At 44.7% G+C, this 17,309-nt stretch carries 21 protein-coding genes and 1 pseudogene; 19 read left to right on the top strand and 3 right to left on the bottom strand.

Annotated features, from left to right (window positions below; genetic code table 11):
- The first annotated feature begins 22 nt into the window (after positions 1-22).
- The 8 genes and pseudogenes from PAV_RS04450 to PAV_RS04420 all read left to right on the top strand — a co-directional run.
- Positions 23-667 carry an SGNH/GDSL hydrolase family protein gene (locus PAV_RS04450; RefSeq protein ID WP_040735445.1) on the top strand — a complete coding sequence of 215 codons (645 nt, stop codon included), beginning with the start codon at positions 23-25 and terminating at the stop codon, positions 665-667.
- A 564-nt stretch (positions 668-1,231) separates the two neighbouring features.
- Entirely contained in the window at positions 1,232-2,791 is a 1,560-nt protein-coding gene (locus tag PAV_RS04445; protein WP_081505688.1) for a potassium/proton antiporter, read from the top strand.
- An 83-nt stretch (positions 2,792-2,874) separates the two neighbouring features.
- The gene (locus tag PAV_RS04440; RefSeq protein WP_040734951.1) at positions 2,875-3,666 is read left to right on the top strand and encodes an alpha/beta hydrolase family protein; all 792 of its coding nucleotides are present in this window, start codon (positions 2,875-2,877) and stop codon (positions 3,664-3,666) included.
- Between the two features lie 369 nt (positions 3,667-4,035).
- On the top strand, positions 4,036-4,323 hold the full coding sequence (locus PAV_RS04435; protein ID WP_005543874.1) for a hypothetical protein: 288 nt from the start codon (positions 4,036-4,038) through the stop codon (positions 4,321-4,323).
- Positions 4,324-4,454: 131 nt separating this feature from the next.
- Positions 4,455-6,056, top strand: coding sequence for a methyl-accepting chemotaxis protein (locus PAV_RS04430; protein WP_238555739.1), 1,602 nt, complete (start codon positions 4,455-4,457; stop codon positions 6,054-6,056).
- Entirely contained in the window at positions 6,053-6,580 is a 528-nt protein-coding gene (locus PAV_RS35865) for a methyl-accepting chemotaxis protein (RefSeq protein WP_238555738.1), read from the top strand. Before PAV_RS04430 ends, PAV_RS35865 begins: the two co-directional genes overlap by 4 nt.
- A 352-nt stretch (positions 6,581-6,932) precedes the next feature.
- Complete coding sequence (locus PAV_RS04425) at positions 6,933-8,063, top strand: nucleotide-binding protein (protein WP_005543873.1); 1,131 nt, start codon at positions 6,933-6,935, stop codon at positions 8,061-8,063.
- Between the two features lie 80 nt (positions 8,064-8,143).
- Positions 8,144-9,034: pseudogene (locus tag PAV_RS04420) on the top strand (CpaF family protein); the annotation flags it as partial.
- Between the two features lie 18 nt (positions 9,035-9,052).
- On the opposite strand, the gene PAV_RS04415 reads toward PAV_RS04420, so the two are convergent.
- Positions 9,053-10,537, bottom strand: coding sequence for a recombinase family protein (locus PAV_RS04415; protein WP_005543871.1), 1,485 nt, complete (start codon positions 10,535-10,537; stop codon positions 9,053-9,055).
- 48 nt (positions 10,538-10,585) lie between these two features.
- Positions 10,586-11,416, bottom strand: coding sequence for a S24 family peptidase (locus PAV_RS32140; RefSeq protein WP_005543869.1), 831 nt, complete (start codon positions 11,414-11,416; stop codon positions 10,586-10,588).
- 172 nt (positions 11,417-11,588) lie between these two features.
- Between PAV_RS32140 and PAV_RS04405 the strand changes: the two genes are divergently transcribed.
- From PAV_RS04405 to PAV_RS35860, 3 genes are read left to right on the top strand one after another with little or no spacing between them, the layout of a single operon-like run.
- Complete coding sequence (locus PAV_RS04405; RefSeq protein WP_005543867.1) at positions 11,589-11,855, top strand: helix-turn-helix domain-containing protein; 267 nt, start codon at positions 11,589-11,591, stop codon at positions 11,853-11,855.
- Between the two features lie 13 nt (positions 11,856-11,868).
- Entirely contained in the window at positions 11,869-11,994 is a 126-nt protein-coding gene (locus PAV_RS36805) for a hypothetical protein (protein WP_005543866.1), read from the top strand.
- On the top strand, positions 11,991-12,809 hold the full coding sequence (locus PAV_RS35860) for a hypothetical protein (RefSeq protein WP_005543864.1): 819 nt from the start codon (positions 11,991-11,993) through the stop codon (positions 12,807-12,809). Before PAV_RS36805 ends, PAV_RS35860 begins: the two co-directional genes overlap by 4 nt.
- On the opposite strand, the gene PAV_RS33165 is transcribed toward PAV_RS35860, so the two are convergent.
- Positions 12,775-13,005 (bottom strand): hypothetical protein, encoded by a 231-nt coding sequence (locus tag PAV_RS33165; RefSeq protein WP_005543863.1) that lies wholly within the window; start codon positions 13,003-13,005, stop codon positions 12,775-12,777. The two genes, PAV_RS35860 and PAV_RS33165, sit on opposite strands and share 35 nt — an antisense overlap.
- A 100-nt stretch (positions 13,006-13,105) precedes the next feature.
- Between PAV_RS33165 and PAV_RS36800 the strand changes: the two genes are divergently transcribed.
- The 8 genes from PAV_RS36800 to PAV_RS04370 all read left to right on the top strand — a co-directional run bounded on the left by PAV_RS36800 (position 13,106) and on the right by PAV_RS04370 (position 17,302).
- Positions 13,106-13,234, top strand: coding sequence for a hypothetical protein (locus PAV_RS36800; protein ID WP_005543860.1), 129 nt, complete (start codon positions 13,106-13,108; stop codon positions 13,232-13,234).
- Positions 13,235-13,250: 16 nt separating this feature from the next.
- Positions 13,251-13,388 (top strand): hypothetical protein, encoded by a 138-nt coding sequence (locus tag PAV_RS35210; RefSeq protein WP_005543857.1) that lies wholly within the window; start codon positions 13,251-13,253, stop codon positions 13,386-13,388.
- On the top strand, positions 13,375-13,575 hold the full coding sequence (locus PAV_RS04395) for a hypothetical protein (RefSeq protein WP_005543855.1): 201 nt from the start codon (positions 13,375-13,377) through the stop codon (positions 13,573-13,575). The genes PAV_RS35210 and PAV_RS04395 overlap by 14 nt, the downstream gene beginning before the upstream one ends.
- Before the next feature lie 235 nt (positions 13,576-13,810).
- Positions 13,811-14,602, top strand: a complete 792-nt coding sequence (locus PAV_RS04390; protein WP_005543853.1) for a rolling circle replication-associated protein — start codon at positions 13,811-13,813, stop codon at positions 14,600-14,602.
- A 46-nt stretch (positions 14,603-14,648) separates the two neighbouring features.
- Positions 14,649-15,014 carry a RusA family crossover junction endodeoxyribonuclease gene (locus PAV_RS04385; RefSeq protein ID WP_005543851.1) on the top strand — a complete coding sequence of 122 codons (366 nt, stop codon included), beginning with the start codon at positions 14,649-14,651 and terminating at the stop codon, positions 15,012-15,014.
- Complete coding sequence (locus PAV_RS04380) at positions 15,011-15,796, top strand: ParA family protein (RefSeq protein ID WP_005543850.1); 786 nt, start codon at positions 15,011-15,013, stop codon at positions 15,794-15,796. Before PAV_RS04385 ends, PAV_RS04380 begins: the two co-directional genes overlap by 4 nt.
- A gap of 5 nt (positions 15,797-15,801) precedes the next feature.
- Positions 15,802-16,596, top strand: coding sequence for a ParB/RepB/Spo0J family partition protein (locus tag PAV_RS04375; RefSeq protein WP_005543848.1), 795 nt, complete (start codon positions 15,802-15,804; stop codon positions 16,594-16,596).
- Between the two features lie 103 nt (positions 16,597-16,699).
- Complete coding sequence (locus PAV_RS04370) at positions 16,700-17,302, top strand: hypothetical protein (RefSeq protein WP_005543847.1); 603 nt, start codon at positions 16,700-16,702, stop codon at positions 17,300-17,302.
- Positions 17,303-17,309 lie beyond the last annotated feature (7 nt).

The following is a 17,309-nucleotide window of genomic DNA, read 5'->3' as shown; positions in this document are numbered from 1 at the left end:
TATTGTGTGGGGAGGTTATTGCATCATGCTGCAGCATGGGGATAAGGTCGTTGTCATTGGGGATTCCATTACGGATTGTGAACGGGCAAGGCCATATGGAGAGGGGCTTTTCGGAGCCAATGGAAAAGGATATGTATCCTTGTTCGATGCATTGGTTCAAACGGAGCATCCAGAAATGGAAATTCGCATTGTAAACATGGGTGTTAGCGGAAATACAGTTGTTGATTTAGAGAGCAGATGGGAGACAGATGTCGAAGAGCTGGAGCCCGATGTTCTCGTCATTTGCATCGGTATTAATGATGTGTGGCGCCAGTTCGACATGCCCTACATGTCCGAACAACATGTAGGGTCAGAGCGGTATTCCGATACTTACACTCATCTTATTGAACGCTCCAAGCCAAATGTGCGCGAGATTGTTCTTATGACGCCATTTTATATAGAACCGAACAAAGAAGATGCCATGCGTCAGACCATGGATGAATATGGCCGGATCGTGAAGGATTTGGCGAATGTTCATGGAGCAGTGCTTGTTGATACGCAACAGGTTATGGATAATCTGCTCAAGCATTTCTATCCAGCTGCACTAGCTTGGGATCGAGTCCATCCGAGCATTGTGGGGCATATGGCTCTGGCTAAGGCGCTTTATAAGGTCTGCTTTTCTAACTAATCCTCATACGGACAGGAAGTTATAGGTAAGTGGTAAGTGAACGAGCAAGGAGATGCTGCCATCTCTTCCTGTCAACTATTTCCTTATGGCTGCCGCATATTATTCGTATTCACTTTTTATCCATTGTTGTACGATCTTTGATCAAGGAATAAAGAACCGCACCAAATGCAAACGTTTACAACCGAACAAACTTTCCTTATTCGATTTTTTCAATGAATCAGAGGGAAGAAGATGTCCGTACACTACAGTCAAGCATGTGTTGAAAACGTATGGATTAACAGAAATGTTGAAGAGTTTACTGCACAAGGTGTTGTTTGTGCCGGGAAGAAGGGCAGACAATTATAAATGATACTTATGATCACGTCTTGAAGCCGACAGCATTGTTTTGCTGTCGGTCTTATTTTTCGCAGCCTGTTCATAAGTTTTCCTTATTTATTCGGTCGGAATACGTTATAATAAGAGTATTAGCAGTATACCCATGCAATCCTCCCATTGATTGCCCAAAATGATGCTGTTAGCGATTACACGACGGAAAGGGCTGATGCGAATTTGTGGACGACGGATATGATTATTTTCTTATTTGGTGGTTTGCTTCTGGCGGGAGTGGTTAGTGCCAAATTCTCGAATCGATTCAATGTGCCATCACTTGTATTGTTTATTATTGTAGGTATGGCATTGAATCCCCTTATTTATTACGATAATGCGAATCTGACGCAGTTATTCGGGATTTTGGCTCTAATCATTATTTTGTTCGATGGAGGTATGCAGACAAGCTGGCGTGACATCAAGCCCGTAATTGGCGGATCTGTGTCGCTTGCGACCATCGGCGTGTTAATTACCGCTACGATATTCGGAGTGTGCTCCGTATTTATTTTGGGCATTGACTGGAAGGAAGGCATGCTTATTGGTGCGATTGTCGGCTCAACGGATGCTGCGGCAGTCTTCGCGGTTCTCGGCAGTCAAAATGTAAAAAAGCGATTAACGTCTACCCTAGAAGCAGAATCAGGCACGAATGATCCAATGGCGGTCTTCTTGACGATATCATTCATCCAATGGATTCAAATTCCGGACTTATCGGTTTGGGAAATGCTGTTTTCATTTGTGTGGCAAATGGGGCTTGGACTTGGATTAGGGTTGCTCGCTGGCTGGATTGCTGTTCAAGTATTGAATCGGATTGCCCTCGATACATCGGGCTTATATCCTGTACTTTCGATTGGATTCGCTATTCTCATTTATAGTGGAGTCGGGCTGCTGAAGGGTAGCGGCTTCCTCGCCGTATACGTAATGGCGCTAGTTATAGGCAATTCCGATCTACAGTATCGCTATACAATCGTAAAATTCAATGAAGGCTTCTCGTGGTTGATGCAGATTATGATGTTCATTATGCTGGGATTGCTCGTATTCCCTTTTCAACTGCTGGAGATTACATGGCAAGGCTTGGTGCTGTCTCTACTCCTCATGTTCGTGGCGAGACCGATCGGCGTGTTTATCAGTCTGATGTACAGCAAGTTTACGGGCAAGGAGAAGACGCTTATCGCATGGGCTGGCTTGAAAGGCGCGGTTCCGATTGTCATGGCCACTTACCCGCTTATTGCAGGATTGGAGCATGGACAGCTATTCTTCAATATTGTTTTCTTTATTGTTCTGACATCTGCGCTTATCCAAGGCGCTACCATTTCTCCGCTTGCGAAGCGGTTTGGGCTGACAGGGGAGCCAGGCGGACAGCAAGTACATTCACTTGAACTGGTATCGGTCGGCAAGACGAATATGGATTTGGTCAAGAAAACGATTGAACCAGGGGCTTGCGTGGAGAATAGTTATCTTCATCAGCTCAAATTGCCGGAAGATACCTTGATCACTGCCGTTATTCGCGGTGAAGAAATGATAGCGCCTAAAGGAACCACGCAGCTGCTAGCTGGGGATGTGGCGTACGTGCTTGTTGCCAAAAATCAAAGGGATGAAGTTAGAAGATTGTTCACGGAGATTGCAGATGGGAGATGTACAGTAACCAGCAGCAATCATGCTGAGTCGCCGCTAGAGACAGCGGATGAAGCTATAGAAGTAGAAGAACAAGCGGGGGTGGCTCAGATTAAAAGTTCAGCTTTAGAAAAAAGAACGAAATGAACCTGTCTGCTAAAAAGGAACATGAACGGTTAAGGGCGAATAGATACGATTATAGTGACTTTCAAGGGGGAAGTAGAAATCGTATGTTAGGGATGGAGCAGCACACCTTCAGTATTCGCAAGCAGGCAGCGGAATGGAAACGGGACGACAATACACTGCGTGGACTAATTACGCTACCGGTTGCAAGCGCTCCTGTTGCAGCGGTCGTCATGTGTCATGGATTTACAGGACATATGTTGGAAGGAAGGGGATTTTTTCGTAGACTAAGCGAACAGCTTGCACAAGCGGGAGTGGCGGCCATTCGTTTCGATTTTGCTGGAAGTGGGGAGAGCGACGGAACGTTTGAAGAAATGACGCTGTCTTCTGAACTGGCTGATGCGTTAGCAGTATTCCGATCTGTTCGTAGTATGGATGGCATCGATCCGAATCGTGTCAGCTTATTGGGTTTCAGTATGGGTGGGGCGGTATCGCTTCTGGCGGGAGCACAGCTGGGAGATGAGCTGCATCGCTTGGTGGGGTTGTGTCCTGCTGCAAATATTTTTGATATTGTAGCTAGGGAAGCGTCTGGGCCTCGCTTTAAGCAGTTGATGGAGGAAGGCCGCATGGAGATGAACGGCTTCATCGTAGGTCAAGGGCTGCTGGAAGATACTGTTCAGCACGATATGTATGCTGCCGCATCTCGCATCCAGTGTCCGACTTTGTTCGTTCATGGAACCGCTGATGGCGCTGTGCCTCCTTATATTTCGCATCGCTTAGCTGCCGCAATGGAAGGGCGAGCCGGCATCACGTGGATAGATGGTTCGGATCATGTATTTTCCTTGTCTGAGCATGCGAAGCAGGTATGTAAGGCAGTCGTACATTTTTTAGCGGATTAGCTGGTTTACGATAGATTGATGTGATTTATCTCCTTTTATTGGTATGAAAGATGCTGCACAATAGATTCAGGTGTGGTGTATGCGATATGGAATACGTATATGTCATGCAAGGTGCCCGTCCTTCTGCCCCCCAACTCCAGGTAGGGCGGGACTCTTAAAGCGATTAACGCATCTGCTTGCGAGCAGGTGCGTTTTTGCTCTTTATGGTCGTCTTTGCGTCGCGGAGAAATGGAATACTGACAGATTGAGTAATAAAAAAATGAGGAAAATGTTTCATAATGCTATTGTGAAATAGGACTAATTAACCGATATTATATAGTAGTACGTGAAAGTACAGCAAGGTTAAGAGAAGAAAGGTGAAGGCAATAGATGATGAAGTACGAGAAGCTGAATGATGCGTTTAAACACGTTGGATACAGCCCATATCGCTATGTCCATATCGTGGATGTTACGACTGAGGCTGTTGATTTTGATCATAGGGACAGAGAACGCGTAGATCAATTGGTTATTGGGTCAGAAGAACCAATGACAGAAGAGCAGTTAAAAGTGGAGGCACGCACGAAGTTGATGGAAGAACATCCTGATTTTCAGTTTTTCCGCGAGGTGCAGGTAGCAAAGCTTGATGTCGTGCAGGCGTTCGATTTGGAACTGCAGTAGGTTGTAAAGCAGCAAGCATTTGTTATTACGGATGCTAAGTTCTCCCCTTAGGTGCGTTTTTGCAGCCGCATGTAAGGGGACGAGCTTTCGATAGCAGGAAAGGTACATATAGGGATAAGGAGATGAATCGGTTGTTCAAGGGGATTAAGAGAGCACAAGGGACGACACCGAGGAAGTGGAATTTGAATTGGAAATCATTCGTTTCCTCCGTATTTCAGAATCCATCGCGTTCCGTAGGAACGAAGCTATTTCTGGTGTTTGTCATCAGTATTATTGTGTTTGTATTTAGTGTAGGCATGATTTCATATTTCTTCTCCAAGAATGCAATTGAAGATCAAGCATCTAAATCCAATTACCAAACGATGGTTCAGGCCGCGCAAAAAATTGATCTTCAGCTGACCCAGTTCAACAATATGACGATGCAGATCATGTTCGATCCTAACTTAACAGCCTCGCTCAAAACGTTGAAGGACAATCAGATTAGCGCATATGAAAAGATTCAAACGATGGAAGCGATTACGAAAACGCTGCAAACCTACAGCGTAGGCAATCCGCTAATCGAAAATATTTATCTTATACCGATCGATCCGAAGCGCAACACAATGGCTGCACTTGGCCTGCGCGGCAATTTGGATAATTTGCGCAAACAGGCATGGTTCGAAGAAGCGACGAAGAGCAATGGACAATCTATTTGGGTAGATACTATGCCGAAAGGGGTGGATAAGGCGCCGGAAGCTACATTTGGAATTGCGCGTCCGATGCGGGATTTGAACTCTGGCATGGCCGAATACATTGTACTGATGGAAATTCGAATCGCTACTTTTTCGAAATCGCTGGAAGGAATTAATCTGGGTGACGGATCTACGGTTCAAGTGATGAACCGCAGTGGACATTATATTTATTTTGAAGATGATGATAAGCTGACCAAGGAAGCTCCAAAGTGGCTCATGCCTCATATTGAGGATACGGCGAGTGTCGTTAGCGGCAGCACGAAGGTGGCTTCTGATTCTGATGGTGACATGCTTCTTGTCTATGATCAGATGCCATCGAGCCGTTGGATGCTCGTTGGAGCGGTTCCTGTGGCTGAGCTAGTGAAAGAAGCGAAATCCATTCTGACTCTTACATTCATCTCCATGCTTGCTGCTGCTGTCATCGCGGTTGTGATCGGCTGGCTGGTTATCCAGTGGGTGGCTACTCCGCTCGTGAAGCTCCGCAATTTAATGAATGAAGGGGCACAGGGAAATCTGGCAGTTCGTGCGGTATCCAAGTCCAAGGATGAGATTGGCCAGCTTGCAAATGGATTTAATACGATGATGGAGCAAATTACGGATCTCGTGAAAAGCACAGATGCAAGTGCTCGCGCTGTTTTGGATACTGCTGCCTACTTATCGGAAGCATCTCGCAGCACGGCCATTTCCGCGAAGGAAATTGCGATTGCGACTGAAGAGATAGCTAAAGGTGCTACATCTCTGGCTGTTGAAGCAGAACGCGGTCATGATCTGACGCATAATATTGCTTCACAGATGACGACTGTTATTGATGCAAATGGACAGATGGATCTTTCTGTTCAGGCTGTTGCGGAATCGAGCACGCTTGGGGCGGCAAATATGACCTCCTTGATGAGCCGCACGACTTCAACAGGAGATATGATGCGATCTCTTGCAACGAAGGTCAATACACTTAGCGATAGTACACAATCGATTCGTAAATATTGGACGTACTTCATAACATGACGAAGCAAACGAACATCCTATCCTTGAATGCTACCATTGAGGCTGCGCGTGCAGGAACTGCGGGCAAAGGCTTCATGGTTGTTGCAGATGAGATACGCAACCTAGCTGACCAATCTCGTCAATCCATCGATGTCGTTGGACAAATTACAGAGAAAATTCAGCTGGAGATTACAGAGACGGTTACGGCGCTGTCGGAAGCGTTCCCGCTCTTCCAGAAGCAAGCAGAAGCTGTGCAGGAAACGGATGTAATCTTCTCGACTGTGCAGCAGCAAATGGATGGCATGATTCAACAGCTTGGAAATGTGACGGGCTCGATTGGACGATTGAACGAGGCTCAATCCATTCTAGTTGAAGCGATGAGCAATGTAAGTGCAGTTGCTGAAGAGGCATCTGCTACGTCCGAAGAGGTGGCATCATTAAGTACGGAACAGTTGAATGTCTCGAACCGCTTAGTTGAGTTGTCGCAACAGCTTGAGGAAGTATCCTCAAACCTCAAGGAAACCTTATCTCAATTCAAATATTAGAATCATTCGCGAAGGCCCGTATCTGTTAGAGATACGGGCTTTATTTTGTGCGGGGATTGGAGAAGGCGTTCATTTATCGTAGTTTTATGCCCAATTGAAGCAGCCTGCGATGTATTCATCTACACCTAGAGTGTAATGTTCAAGAAATGAAAAATATGTTGAATTATGGATGTTGTTGTGCTATTGTTGAACTAACTTCACACGGAAAATGTACGGAAGCACCGTCATTAAGCGAGGCATTAGCATTAATGCCCGTTTGATGGCGGTGTTTTTTGTTTTGTCCAGGTATGGTGTAGGGGCGTTCTAAACCGTGAAGTAGGAAGGGGAGAGATGTATTAGCAGATGGGATGTTGTGATTGCTCATCCGCAAAAGCGCATACTGGACGGTTATACGGATTATTGGAAGCAATCCATGTACTATGAGTCGATGAATTTACGCGTATTTACTCAGTCCGATACGCTAGGCCATTATTTGCGGCTGAAGCCAGGCCTACATGTGCTTGTCGCTGAACCAGATTTGCTTCGAACCTTGTCTAAGGAGGATGTTAAAGGCATCATCGTGGTTGCATTGTCTATTGAGCAATCTGCTCAAGCGCTAGCAATAGACTTCCCATGCCACTTACAAAATCCTTATCAGCCGATCCCTCAGCTGCTGCAGTCGATTATTGAATATTGTCAATCGGAGGATATCAATGAGGAACCATGGAGAGGTAATCGCACATGTCGCATAGTTGGCATTTCCTCAACGTCCGGAGGAATAGGAAAAACCACTATGGCGCTTCACTTGGCAGCAATTGCTGTTAAATCCGGATTAAGGCCTTTTCTACTTAACATTGACCCGATTCAGGAGTACAGCGTATTCCTTCAAGGTATGGTCGATCAGACTGAAGGGCGAATCCCCTTGGCTCAGCTTTTTTATTACTTAAAGAAGGCTGGGGAGGGGCATGTGTCCGAGTCGTTGTTCATAGAGTCATCTATGCTGACTATTCCTATGCTCGGTGCACGAATGCTTCATCCAGTTCAATTGGCTGAAGAGTGGAAGTGGCTGGATGCGAGCCTGCTGCGTTCATTGTTGACTGCGCTTCAAGACAGCGGACAATACGACCTGATTATTGTTGAAGGGGCCTATATTCATCCTGCTTTTGAAGCTGTATGGGACATGGCAGATCAGGTTGTATGGCTTCTACTTGATGATATGGCCTATCTACAGAAGACGAGGATATTGTTACAGCAGTGGGAAAGCGCTGAAGAGACTGTGCTTCGTCAGCGAATGAAGCGAATACGCGTGGTATTGAATCGATATATGGGTTCCATGCAAAATGCATGGCAGCATCGAGAAGCAGGCATATCAGGATATTTACCTTACATTCCAGCATGGAAGCAAATTTATCGATTCGATCAATGGCTCCAATCCAGTGTATTTCGTTCAACCTTGGAGGAATGGGCTGGAACAGAGTTGGGACTATTCAGCTTGGGCCGCTAAGGGGTGAATTTGTAATGATACGGGGAAAGGATAATCAGCCAGTCCAGACTAAAAGGCATTTGCAGATAGAAACGGATCGCATGTCGCTTGATGAATTGTATATCACGATACGGCAGAAGGTGCGTGAGAGTATGGAATGGGGAGATCCGCTATCTGATGAGGCTTTGATGGAGCGAATCGAGCAAGCTTTGTTCACTTTTTCGCAGGCTGCACACTTGGCATCGGCTGATCTTCGAACTGTGGTGCGCAGAGTCTTTTATTCCTTCCGTGGTCTTGACGCGCTTCAGCCGCTTGTAGAAGATCCCGAAATAACGGAAATTATGGTCAACAGCCATCGAGAATTATTCATAGAGCGCCAAGGTTATATGGAAAAACTGAATCTTTCTTTTGAAAGTGAGGAAAAGCTGGAGGATGTTATTCAGGCCATTGTCTCTCAAGTAAATCGTACGGTGAACGAATCTTCGCCAATTGTTGATGCTAGATTGCGGGATGGTTCGCGGGTTCATGTTGTCCTTCCGCCGATTGCACTGAAGGGGCCAGCAGTTACGATTCGAAAGTTTCCATCGAAGCCGCTTCACATGTTGGATCTTATCTGCTATGGCGCGCTGAGTGACGATGCGGCTCAATTTCTGCAAACCTTGATTAAGGGGAAATACAATTTGTTCATCAGCGGGGGTACGGGCTCGGGAAAGACGACATTTCTAAACGCACTGTCCCAGTTTATTCCAACTGATGAACGGGTGATTACAATCGAGGATGCGGCAGAGTTGCAAATTCATTCAGTTCCAAACTTGGTATCCCTCGAAACGCGAAATGCCAATTCCGAAGGCAAGGGAGCCGTTGCGATGCGAGACCTGATTCGCGCCTCGCTTCGAATGCGGCCGAACCGCATAATCGTGGGGGAAGTGCGTGGAGCTGAAGCATTGGATATGCTTCAGGCGATGAACACAGGCCATGATGGTTCACCTAGCAATACAAAGTGCACATCATTAATTGTATTTTACTTCGATCTCTGCATCGAAAAATTTGTTTTTGACCCCTTTGACATTCCGGCATTCTGTTTTTAGTGTTATTGTGTTAAAGATTGTTCTTAAGAGTTCCTGTTTTTCAGAATCGTCCGCAAAATTCCACGCGTCTCTAAGTCTTATTAAGCGAGGAGTGTCGATAATAAATCCAGAGTCGACATTTAGTGAATTGAGTTTCTTGCTTTCTATTTCAGTGTTTTCATCCTCTTCTTTAAGTCGTTCTCTCAGTTCTTCAAATGTTATTAAATCCTCAACGAACATATATTGCCATTTCTTTTTTCGTTTCGAAAATTCATCAAGCTTCCGTTTGATTTTTGCGATTTCTTTTGAATTTTTCTTGGCTTCCTCTTCAAAGTCATGATGCCCAGATTCCATTAATTCCTGGTCAAAAACTATTTTGTTGATATGTTCCATTATTAAATGTTCAACATGACTTTGTCTAAACATAGGCATGTCACATGAGTTATTGCTTTTTCTATTACTACACCAATAGTAAGGGTTTCTAACGATCGTTCCATCTTTGAGACTTCTTTTGGTAGTTAGTCTACCAAACATTGCAGCGCCACAGCGTCCGCAACGCAGTAACCCTGTGAACCAATAATCTAGTTTTCGTGAATAACCATTACTGGATCGGGATTTCATGCGTTCCGTATGCTCTTTAAACTCCTCAATTGTCCAAATAGCCTCATACTGACTATCACCGTAAACGCATTCTACCCGTTCTTCTACATTTCTTTGTGTATATTTTCCGTTGGGTAGTTTCGACCCGAAACGAATGATCCCTGCATAAAAAGGGTTTTCAAGTGTCAACTGAACTGTATAGGCAGTCCATGCATACCCACGACGATCAACACCCTCAATATATAATTGTTCAGCTATCTTTTTGTAGCTTAAGCGTTCCACCATGTACATATAACGCAAACGTTTTATTATCTTTACTTCCTCTACTACCTGTATTCCTTTTTTGTCGTAGCCATAAGGGAATTTTGCTCCTGGTCTTTTGCCTTCTCTTACTTTTTGTTCCATGCCAAAACGAACGCGTTCTGCTATAGTTTCGCGTTCCCATTGGGCAATATCAGCTATCAATCGTATAAATAGTCTTCCTGCTGCGGTTCTAGTTTCAAATGATTCGGTCGAAGACTGAAATTTCACGCTATGTTCTTCGAATAATTTAAGGAGTTTATCGCAATCAGAAGCAGAACGAGTCAATCTGTCTAACCTGTACACCAAAACAACATCGATCATGTTCTCAGAGATGCAGTGAAGTAGTCTTTTCATTTCAGGTCTTTCGAGATCTTTGGCGGAGTATCCATCATCGATAAAAATATCGAAAAGAGTCCAATCTTGAGATTCAATATACGCTAATAGTCTCCTCTTTTGAGCTTCAATTGAGTATCCTTCTTCCGCTTGTTCATCAGTCGATACACGTACATATATTGCGGTCTTCATAGTTACTCTCCTATGACAATTGGAATTTAACTTCTACAACTTTGCCTACTACTTCAACATCTTTAGCTGGCACCAAAATGGGTTCCATAGAAGGGTTAGAAGGTGACAATATACAAAAGTCGCCTTGTTTTTTACTCTTTTAAGAGTGGCCGCCCCTCGATCTATTCGAACAACAGCTATGTCAGATGGTAATACTTCGGGTTGCATAACAACTACAACGATGTCTCCATTATATATTCTGTCCCCAATCATGCTATCTCCCTTGACCCTTAACGCAAATCCATCGCGCCCTCTTAAAACAGCTGGATCAACACAAGTGTAGCCCTCATAATACTCTGCACAATCAATTGGTTGCCCAGCTGCAATCTGACCAATTAGAGGTATTCTTTTCATATTGTCCATGATGTAAGGGGTGATGTCGTCAGTGCCAGAGGAATAAGGGGTTTTTGATTCCTTGATAATAAATGAGTTGATATTCATTCCTTGTTGCGTTGCGTCTTCGGCAATTATTTTGAATAACTCAATCTTTTCATCTACATTAATAACTTCCAAAAGCTCTTTGAGGTTATCGTCGTTTATAGCATCTGCAAATTTACTTAAGTAAGAATCTAAATCGCTAATTTTTGAAAAATATCTTTTAGCCACTTCGGGCGCCTTCTCCATAAATGCGGCAAATATCAAAGCGTCTTCATCGCCCCCGGTGACTTTCGCAAGAGCCTTGTTAACTTCTTCAGAAGCTGGATATTTAGGATTGTTTCTCAATTTCGAAAGGTACGACCTATCGGTTTTGACTCCTAGTTCCCCCATACTCGCAGCAATTTCGCCTAAACTTAAATCGCTTTCTTCAATGTATTTTTTCACCAGTCTCCCATAGTCCACAGTGATCATCTCTCCTTTTCTTAAGTATAAGATTACCATATGCGTGACTATTTATTCAACACTTATTTTGAACATGTGATTAAATAGTCATTGACGAAAAATGCTATAAAAGCTATTATTGTGACAAGAAGTTCACTAGTGACTAAATAATCACAAACGGGAGGTGAATGATTTGAACTATGCAGAATTGATAAAACACCACATTGAGAATAGCGGAATGTCTTACCAAAACATTGCAGACATGATGAAGAAGAAGGGGGTTAAGTTAGATCGTTCTTATATATCTATGTTGAAAAACGGAACAAAAAATCCCGCATCTGACAAAGTAAACATTGCTCTTGCCGAGGTTCTGGGTATTGATCCACCAACATTAAGAATTGCTGCAGTGAGAGAAAAGATTAGTCCTGATCTTTATCAACTCATCAAAAAAATCGGCTAGAGGAGAGAGCGTAATGGAAAAACCAAACAATCCGGGGATGAGCGAAGAAGCGTGGAAGAAACTTCACAAGTATATCTCTAAGCTAAACATCAAATACGCATCAGAGCTTCAAAAGAAGCAAGAGAACAAACCTGCATGAACCGAATAATGGAAGAGGGCGTGGAAAGGATGTCAAGAAAGCAGGAGTTTGTAACTGGTCAATTGGTTGTAGAAGACGGCAAAGTATCGCTGCAGCGTGAAGACGGCAGCATGATCGAATTAAGCAAGAACGATCGTATTGAAGTATTTAGAGGCGGGAAATACGAGCCAGCACCGTATTCACAAATCATTGAAAAGGTTGATTCGGCAGGGTGGCCGCTATATGCCGGGCTGCATGCTTCGGCAGAAAAGATACACGGAGATAGGAATTCATTGAGGCCGAAAAAAGAGAAACTCAATAATTCGCTTCCGATCATAGAAGAAGTATCAGAATTCACCATGCCAAATGGCACAAAGGGGAAGCTTAAGCTATCTTATGAACTCATCGACTATACGCCAGATGACTTCGAAGAAGCCATGAATTTCATTTATGGAGTTAGCCATCGATTTTATATGTCAGTGGGCAAGAAAATCGGTTATGTGCATCAAGACAAACCGGAGAATCCAGAACTGGCAGAAATCGCGTGGGAACTTTTTTGCAAGGTTGAAAAAGGAAGAATAACGGAGGAGTTAGTTCAGATCGGAGCAGATTTCATTTGCTTCGCCGCCAACATAGAATGCGGAGTAAAGGACAATTCAGGCTATGAAAAAGTAGCTCCCGAAAGAGAGCTACATAGAATGGGAACATTCAACACCGCCCGACTTCTATATTACATGGTGAAAGATGGGCGGACGTGGGAAGAACTGCATGAAATCGGTAAATGGATCAAAAAACATACGTTCATTCAGGCTTTTTCAACCGAACAGCGGTTATGAAATCATCCATTCTGAAGATTTCAATCGCACCTTGTACTTCTAATTTCTCTAGGCACGTATCAAGCAATTCCTTTGGCAAATCGCTGTAATGCTTGTAGGTTTCAAGAATGTCTCCTCGTAAAATTACGGAACCATGATCCCTGTGATTTTTGTGGGGAAGAGTGCGTAGGATTTGGAGCAACATAGATTCGTTCAATGGTTTCACCTCCTTCCTTACTAGATTTGTAAGCTGGACACTTACATTCTACATATGGGGGAGAGTGATAGCCAGACAATTAAAGGTAAGGGGGCACAACATGCTTATTCCAGACAAACTCCTGGAGCATCTGGCAGATCGATTCGTTCGTGAATCTATCGATTCAGTGCGTTATCCATTTGTGAGCTGGGCAGCAGTCGAAGCCGAGAAGTTAGGATTTAAATTCTAGCAAGGAGGTAGAAGCGATGGAGCGAAAGCAACGTTTGCGTGTTTGCTTAAACTTGTTACAAATGGCCGATACCGCTCAAGCGCACAGCGCCCGTCAAATGTACCGGAGGCAATACGAACAACTGAAAGGGAGACTGCGGCGTGACAAACGATGAATTAAAAGCAGCCATGACCAACGGGGAGCCTGTGGAGCATCGGGGAATTACATACAGTCAAGTCACCGCAGTCATTTATAGGTATGTCGATAACAAACCGTACATCCAAGTGGAATTGTTGGATCGTAGCAAAAATTCAGTCGTCATAGCAAGTGCGAGCGAAGTTAAGAGAGTGAATGAGAAATGAATATAGAAATTAAATCGCCCCGATGGACGCTTTTGCAGAAGCGACCACGGGGCGAAGTCAAAGCGGAATGCTATTAATAAACTCCTATTAAGTATAGCAAACTTCGCGGCGACAAAGCAACGCGCTTGTAGCGTTTACGAGCTTGTAATGGGTATTATCATTCCAACGATGGGGTAGTACAACCCTATACACAGGAATAGATATACGGGCAAAACACAGCTGGGGGAATATAGCCGTGAAGAATGTCATGCGAGAGAAGAAGATATATTGTGGCGAGGAGTATATGGAGGTGGACATTTACAACCACACCATCCTCACTCCTTTAAAAAGAGGAAGGGCGAAGAAGAAGAAAGAGAGCCTTCCCAAGCAGAAGAACCTTAATGATAAAAACGCAAAGAGATATTGCAAACTGATAGTAAAAACGAACTTTGGGGAAGAGGATCTGCACGTAATCCTTACCTATGCCATAGAACCAGAGACATTGGAAGAGGCTATGAAGGAAGTGGCGAACTACTTACGGAGAGTAGCGCACAAAAGAAAGAAGGAAGGATTGCCCCCGTTAAAGTACGTTCTCATCACAGAGGGTGGAGATGAGACGAGGGGAAAGAAGAAGAGGTTCCATCATCACATCATCATGAATGGCGGGTTGGAACGGGATGTGGTGGAGAATCTGTGGAGAAGACCAAAGAAGAAAGGGCAGCAAAAGGGTGACTGGATTGGATACGCCAATACGAAAAGATTGCAGCCAAATGACAACGGATTAGAAGACTTGTCAGGATACCTCATGAAAGATCCAAAAGGCAAGAAGCGTTGGAGCTGCTCGCAGAATTTAGAGAAGCCAGAATATAGAACCAATGATCACAAATATTCAAGACGGCAAGTAGAACGGATTGTCAGAGATGAAATAGACAACCAACGCTACTGGAAAAAGATATACCCCAAATGGGATGTTACAGAGGCTAAAGCGGCTTACAACGACATCACAGGGTGGGCAATATACCTGAAATTCCGAAGGGCGAGGGAATGATCATATTTCAATGCCAACTATACACATTCGAAAAGAGGGTAAAGGCATGAAGATCGAAATTGAGGGCGAGTTGCCATCGCTAAACGAGATTATAGATGCTGCAAAATCGCATTGGTCGTCCTATAGGGAAATGAAAGAGACGAATACGAGTATTGTGGCGTGGACTGCGAAGCGACTGCCATGTATTGAGAGAACCAAAAAAATCGATGTGACAATCATTTGGTACTGCAAAGACAAGCGTAGGGACAAGGACAACATCATGGCGGGGCAAAAGTTCATATTCGATGGGTTGAAGGAAGCGGGGATTATTGAAAACGATGAATGGAAACAGATCGGGGATGTTACCCACCGTTTTCGGGTGGATCGGAAAAATCCGAGAATCGAAATTGAAATAGAAGAGGTGCTGACATGAAAACGATATCCATCATCAACCTTAAAGGCGGGGTGGCGAAGACGATCTCCTCAGTAAATATTGCCCACATCCTTGCAACAGTACATGGGAAGCGGGTACTGCTCGTGGACAATGACAAGCAAGGAAATGCATCAAAGATGTTCGGCCTTCACAATTATGCCGAGCCCAGCATTGCCGAAGTCATGACAGAGCGGAATTTGAACATCAATGAAATTATCATGTCCACTCCTTATGCGGGATTGGACGTTATCCCAGCAAACATGAATCTGCTTCGCGCCAATCTGCAAGTATTACTAGACACTACAAGACCGCAGCAGACAAGGCTTAGAAACGCCCTCAACCAAGTAGCGGATCGTTATGACTATTGCATCATAGATAACGCGCCTGACATCAACATATCTGTTATCAATGCACTAGTGGCATCTGATGACGTTCTGATTCCCGTTAAGATCGACAAATTCGCTTTCGACGGCTTGGCAGAGTTGAAAGAACAGATAGACAATACACGCGAAGATTTGAACCCAAGCATCAGCCTGAGAGGTTGTTTCGTCACTTGCTACCAAAAGAATGACGTAAACGAGCAGGGCGAAGAATGGCTGCATAACCAAAAGGATTTCCCTCTGTTCCAGACTCATATCCGCAAAACGGAAAAGGTGGACGAGAGCACGTTCGCCGCTATGCCGATAATCGAATATTCACGCCGCTGCGGGGCGGCAATGGATTATCTGAAACTCGTATCCGAATATCTGAACGTGTCCGATTCGGACACGAATGGGAGTTGAGCATAGTGGCAAAGTTCAACCTCAACCAATTGTTGAATGGTAGCGGGAAATCAGAGGAACAGCAGCCAGTAAGCAATTACAAAATATCGCACATATCCGTGTACGATCTAGAACCATCCGAAGATAACTTTTACTCGACGGAGCAGATCGAGGAACTGAAACTATCGATTGCCACATTTGGAATCAAGCAAAACCTGATCGTGAAGCCCGTCGGTGACAAATACAGAGTAATTGCAGGCCACCGTCGACGTCTCGCAGCCTTATCGCTGGCAGAAGAGGGGAAGCGGGAGTTTGAGAAAGTGCCCTGCATCATAGAAACCGAAGAGGATGAGCTACGCGAAAAGCTGCTGCTCATCACAACCAATTCAACAGCGAGACAACTATCCGACTGGGAAAAAATCAAGCAGGCAGAAGAGATGCGAACAATTCTGGAACAGATCAAGAAGCGGGACAAGATACCAGGAAGATTGAGGGATCTCATTGCAAGCACATTGGACGTATCACCAACACAGGTTGCGAGGATGGAAGCAATATCAAAGAACCTCGCTCCTGAGTTTAAGGCAGAGCTGCAAGAAGGCAATGTAAATATGTCTACCGCCTATGAACTATCCGGTCTACCAGCGGAGCAGCAACAGGAGGCATACAGTGTATATCGTTCCACGGGAAGTGTATCCATCAAGGATGCCAAGCAACGGAAGCGGGAAAAGCCATTGAATAACGGAACAAGCGAAGCGGGTACAAAGGATTGCCCTTTTTTGCGGAGACTCTCCAAAGGTGATAGAGGAATATGGCGGGTATAGAATCAGCTGCAAAACCTGTTTTGCTGCTACTGGACTAGCTATTGACATAAACGAAGCGTTCGAACGTTGGAACAGAAGACACCACGATTAGGAGGGTCGGAAATTGGCATTCGTCAAGAAGAAAAAGAAAGAGATTCAACCGTGGAGGAAACAGATCCTAGCTCATCATCAACACACGCCAACCCGCGCAGATCGGGCGGAGTTTCCGCATGATGTAGTTAAAGAGCTAATCGAGGAAGCGGACGGAATTTGTCAATGTGGCTGCGGAAGACCGGATGATGATACCCACCACGTCATGCCACGCGGGAGAGGCGGCAGAGGTGTGAAAACAAACGGGATGCGTGTCAATCGATTTTGCCACACGAGAATCCAAGATAACGAGGAAGAGCTACAGAAATGGATTCTGATATACAGAACTCGGCACGGGAACCATTTCTGGTTTGATGAACAAGATTGGGAAGAACACAACCGAAGACAAGCCGAATTGAAAAAGGCAGAGATAGAAGAACGACTGAAAATGAAGCGGGTGGAGCCGATTATGGAACTGCTATCAACGGCAGCAGGCCGAAGATTGAAAGCGCAGGAAAAGCGGTTCATAGAATCACTCTCGGAAAAGAACGCGATAACCTTCGGTGAGCTTATGAAGGATATAGTGAGCGCTTCGACACAAGAAAAACCGTTCGGTTACGGGTGGTTTGATGACTAGGGGGAGA

The sequence above is a fragment of the Paenibacillus alvei DSM 29 genome, assembly GCF_000293805.1.
Taxonomy (GTDB): domain Bacteria; phylum Bacillota; class Bacilli; order Paenibacillales; family Paenibacillaceae; genus Paenibacillus_B; species Paenibacillus_B alvei.
This window is presented reverse-complemented; position numbering and strand designations above follow the sequence as displayed.

Coding starts and splice junctions, on each gene's coding strand:
- PAV_RS04445 (WP_081505688.1), top strand. CDS start 1,232: ATGATTATTTTCTTATTTGGTGGTTTGCTTCTGGCGGGAGTGGTTAGT.
- PAV_RS04440 (WP_040734951.1), top strand. CDS start 2,875: ATGTTAGGGATGGAGCAGCACACCTTCAGTATTCGCAAGCAGGCAGCG.
- PAV_RS04435 (WP_005543874.1), top strand. CDS start 4,036: ATGATGAAGTACGAGAAGCTGAATGATGCGTTTAAACACGTTGGATAC.
- PAV_RS35865 (WP_238555738.1), top strand. CDS start 6,053: ATGACGAAGCAAACGAACATCCTATCCTTGAATGCTACCATTGAGGCT.
- PAV_RS04415 (WP_005543871.1), bottom strand. CDS start 10,537: ATGAAGACCGCAATATATGTACGTGTATCGACTGATGAACAAGCGGAA.
- PAV_RS36805 (WP_005543866.1), top strand. CDS start 11,869: ATGGAAAAACCAAACAATCCGGGGATGAGCGAAGAAGCGTGGAAGAAA.
- PAV_RS35860 (WP_005543864.1), top strand. CDS start 11,991: ATGAACCGAATAATGGAAGAGGGCGTGGAAAGGATGTCAAGAAAGCAG.
- PAV_RS36800 (WP_005543860.1), top strand. CDS start 13,106: ATGCTTATTCCAGACAAACTCCTGGAGCATCTGGCAGATCGATTCGTT.
- PAV_RS35210 (WP_005543857.1), top strand. CDS start 13,251: ATGGAGCGAAAGCAACGTTTGCGTGTTTGCTTAAACTTGTTACAAATG.
- PAV_RS04385 (WP_005543851.1), top strand. CDS start 14,649: ATGAAGATCGAAATTGAGGGCGAGTTGCCATCGCTAAACGAGATTATA.
- PAV_RS04380 (WP_005543850.1), top strand. CDS start 15,011: ATGAAAACGATATCCATCATCAACCTTAAAGGCGGGGTGGCGAAGACG.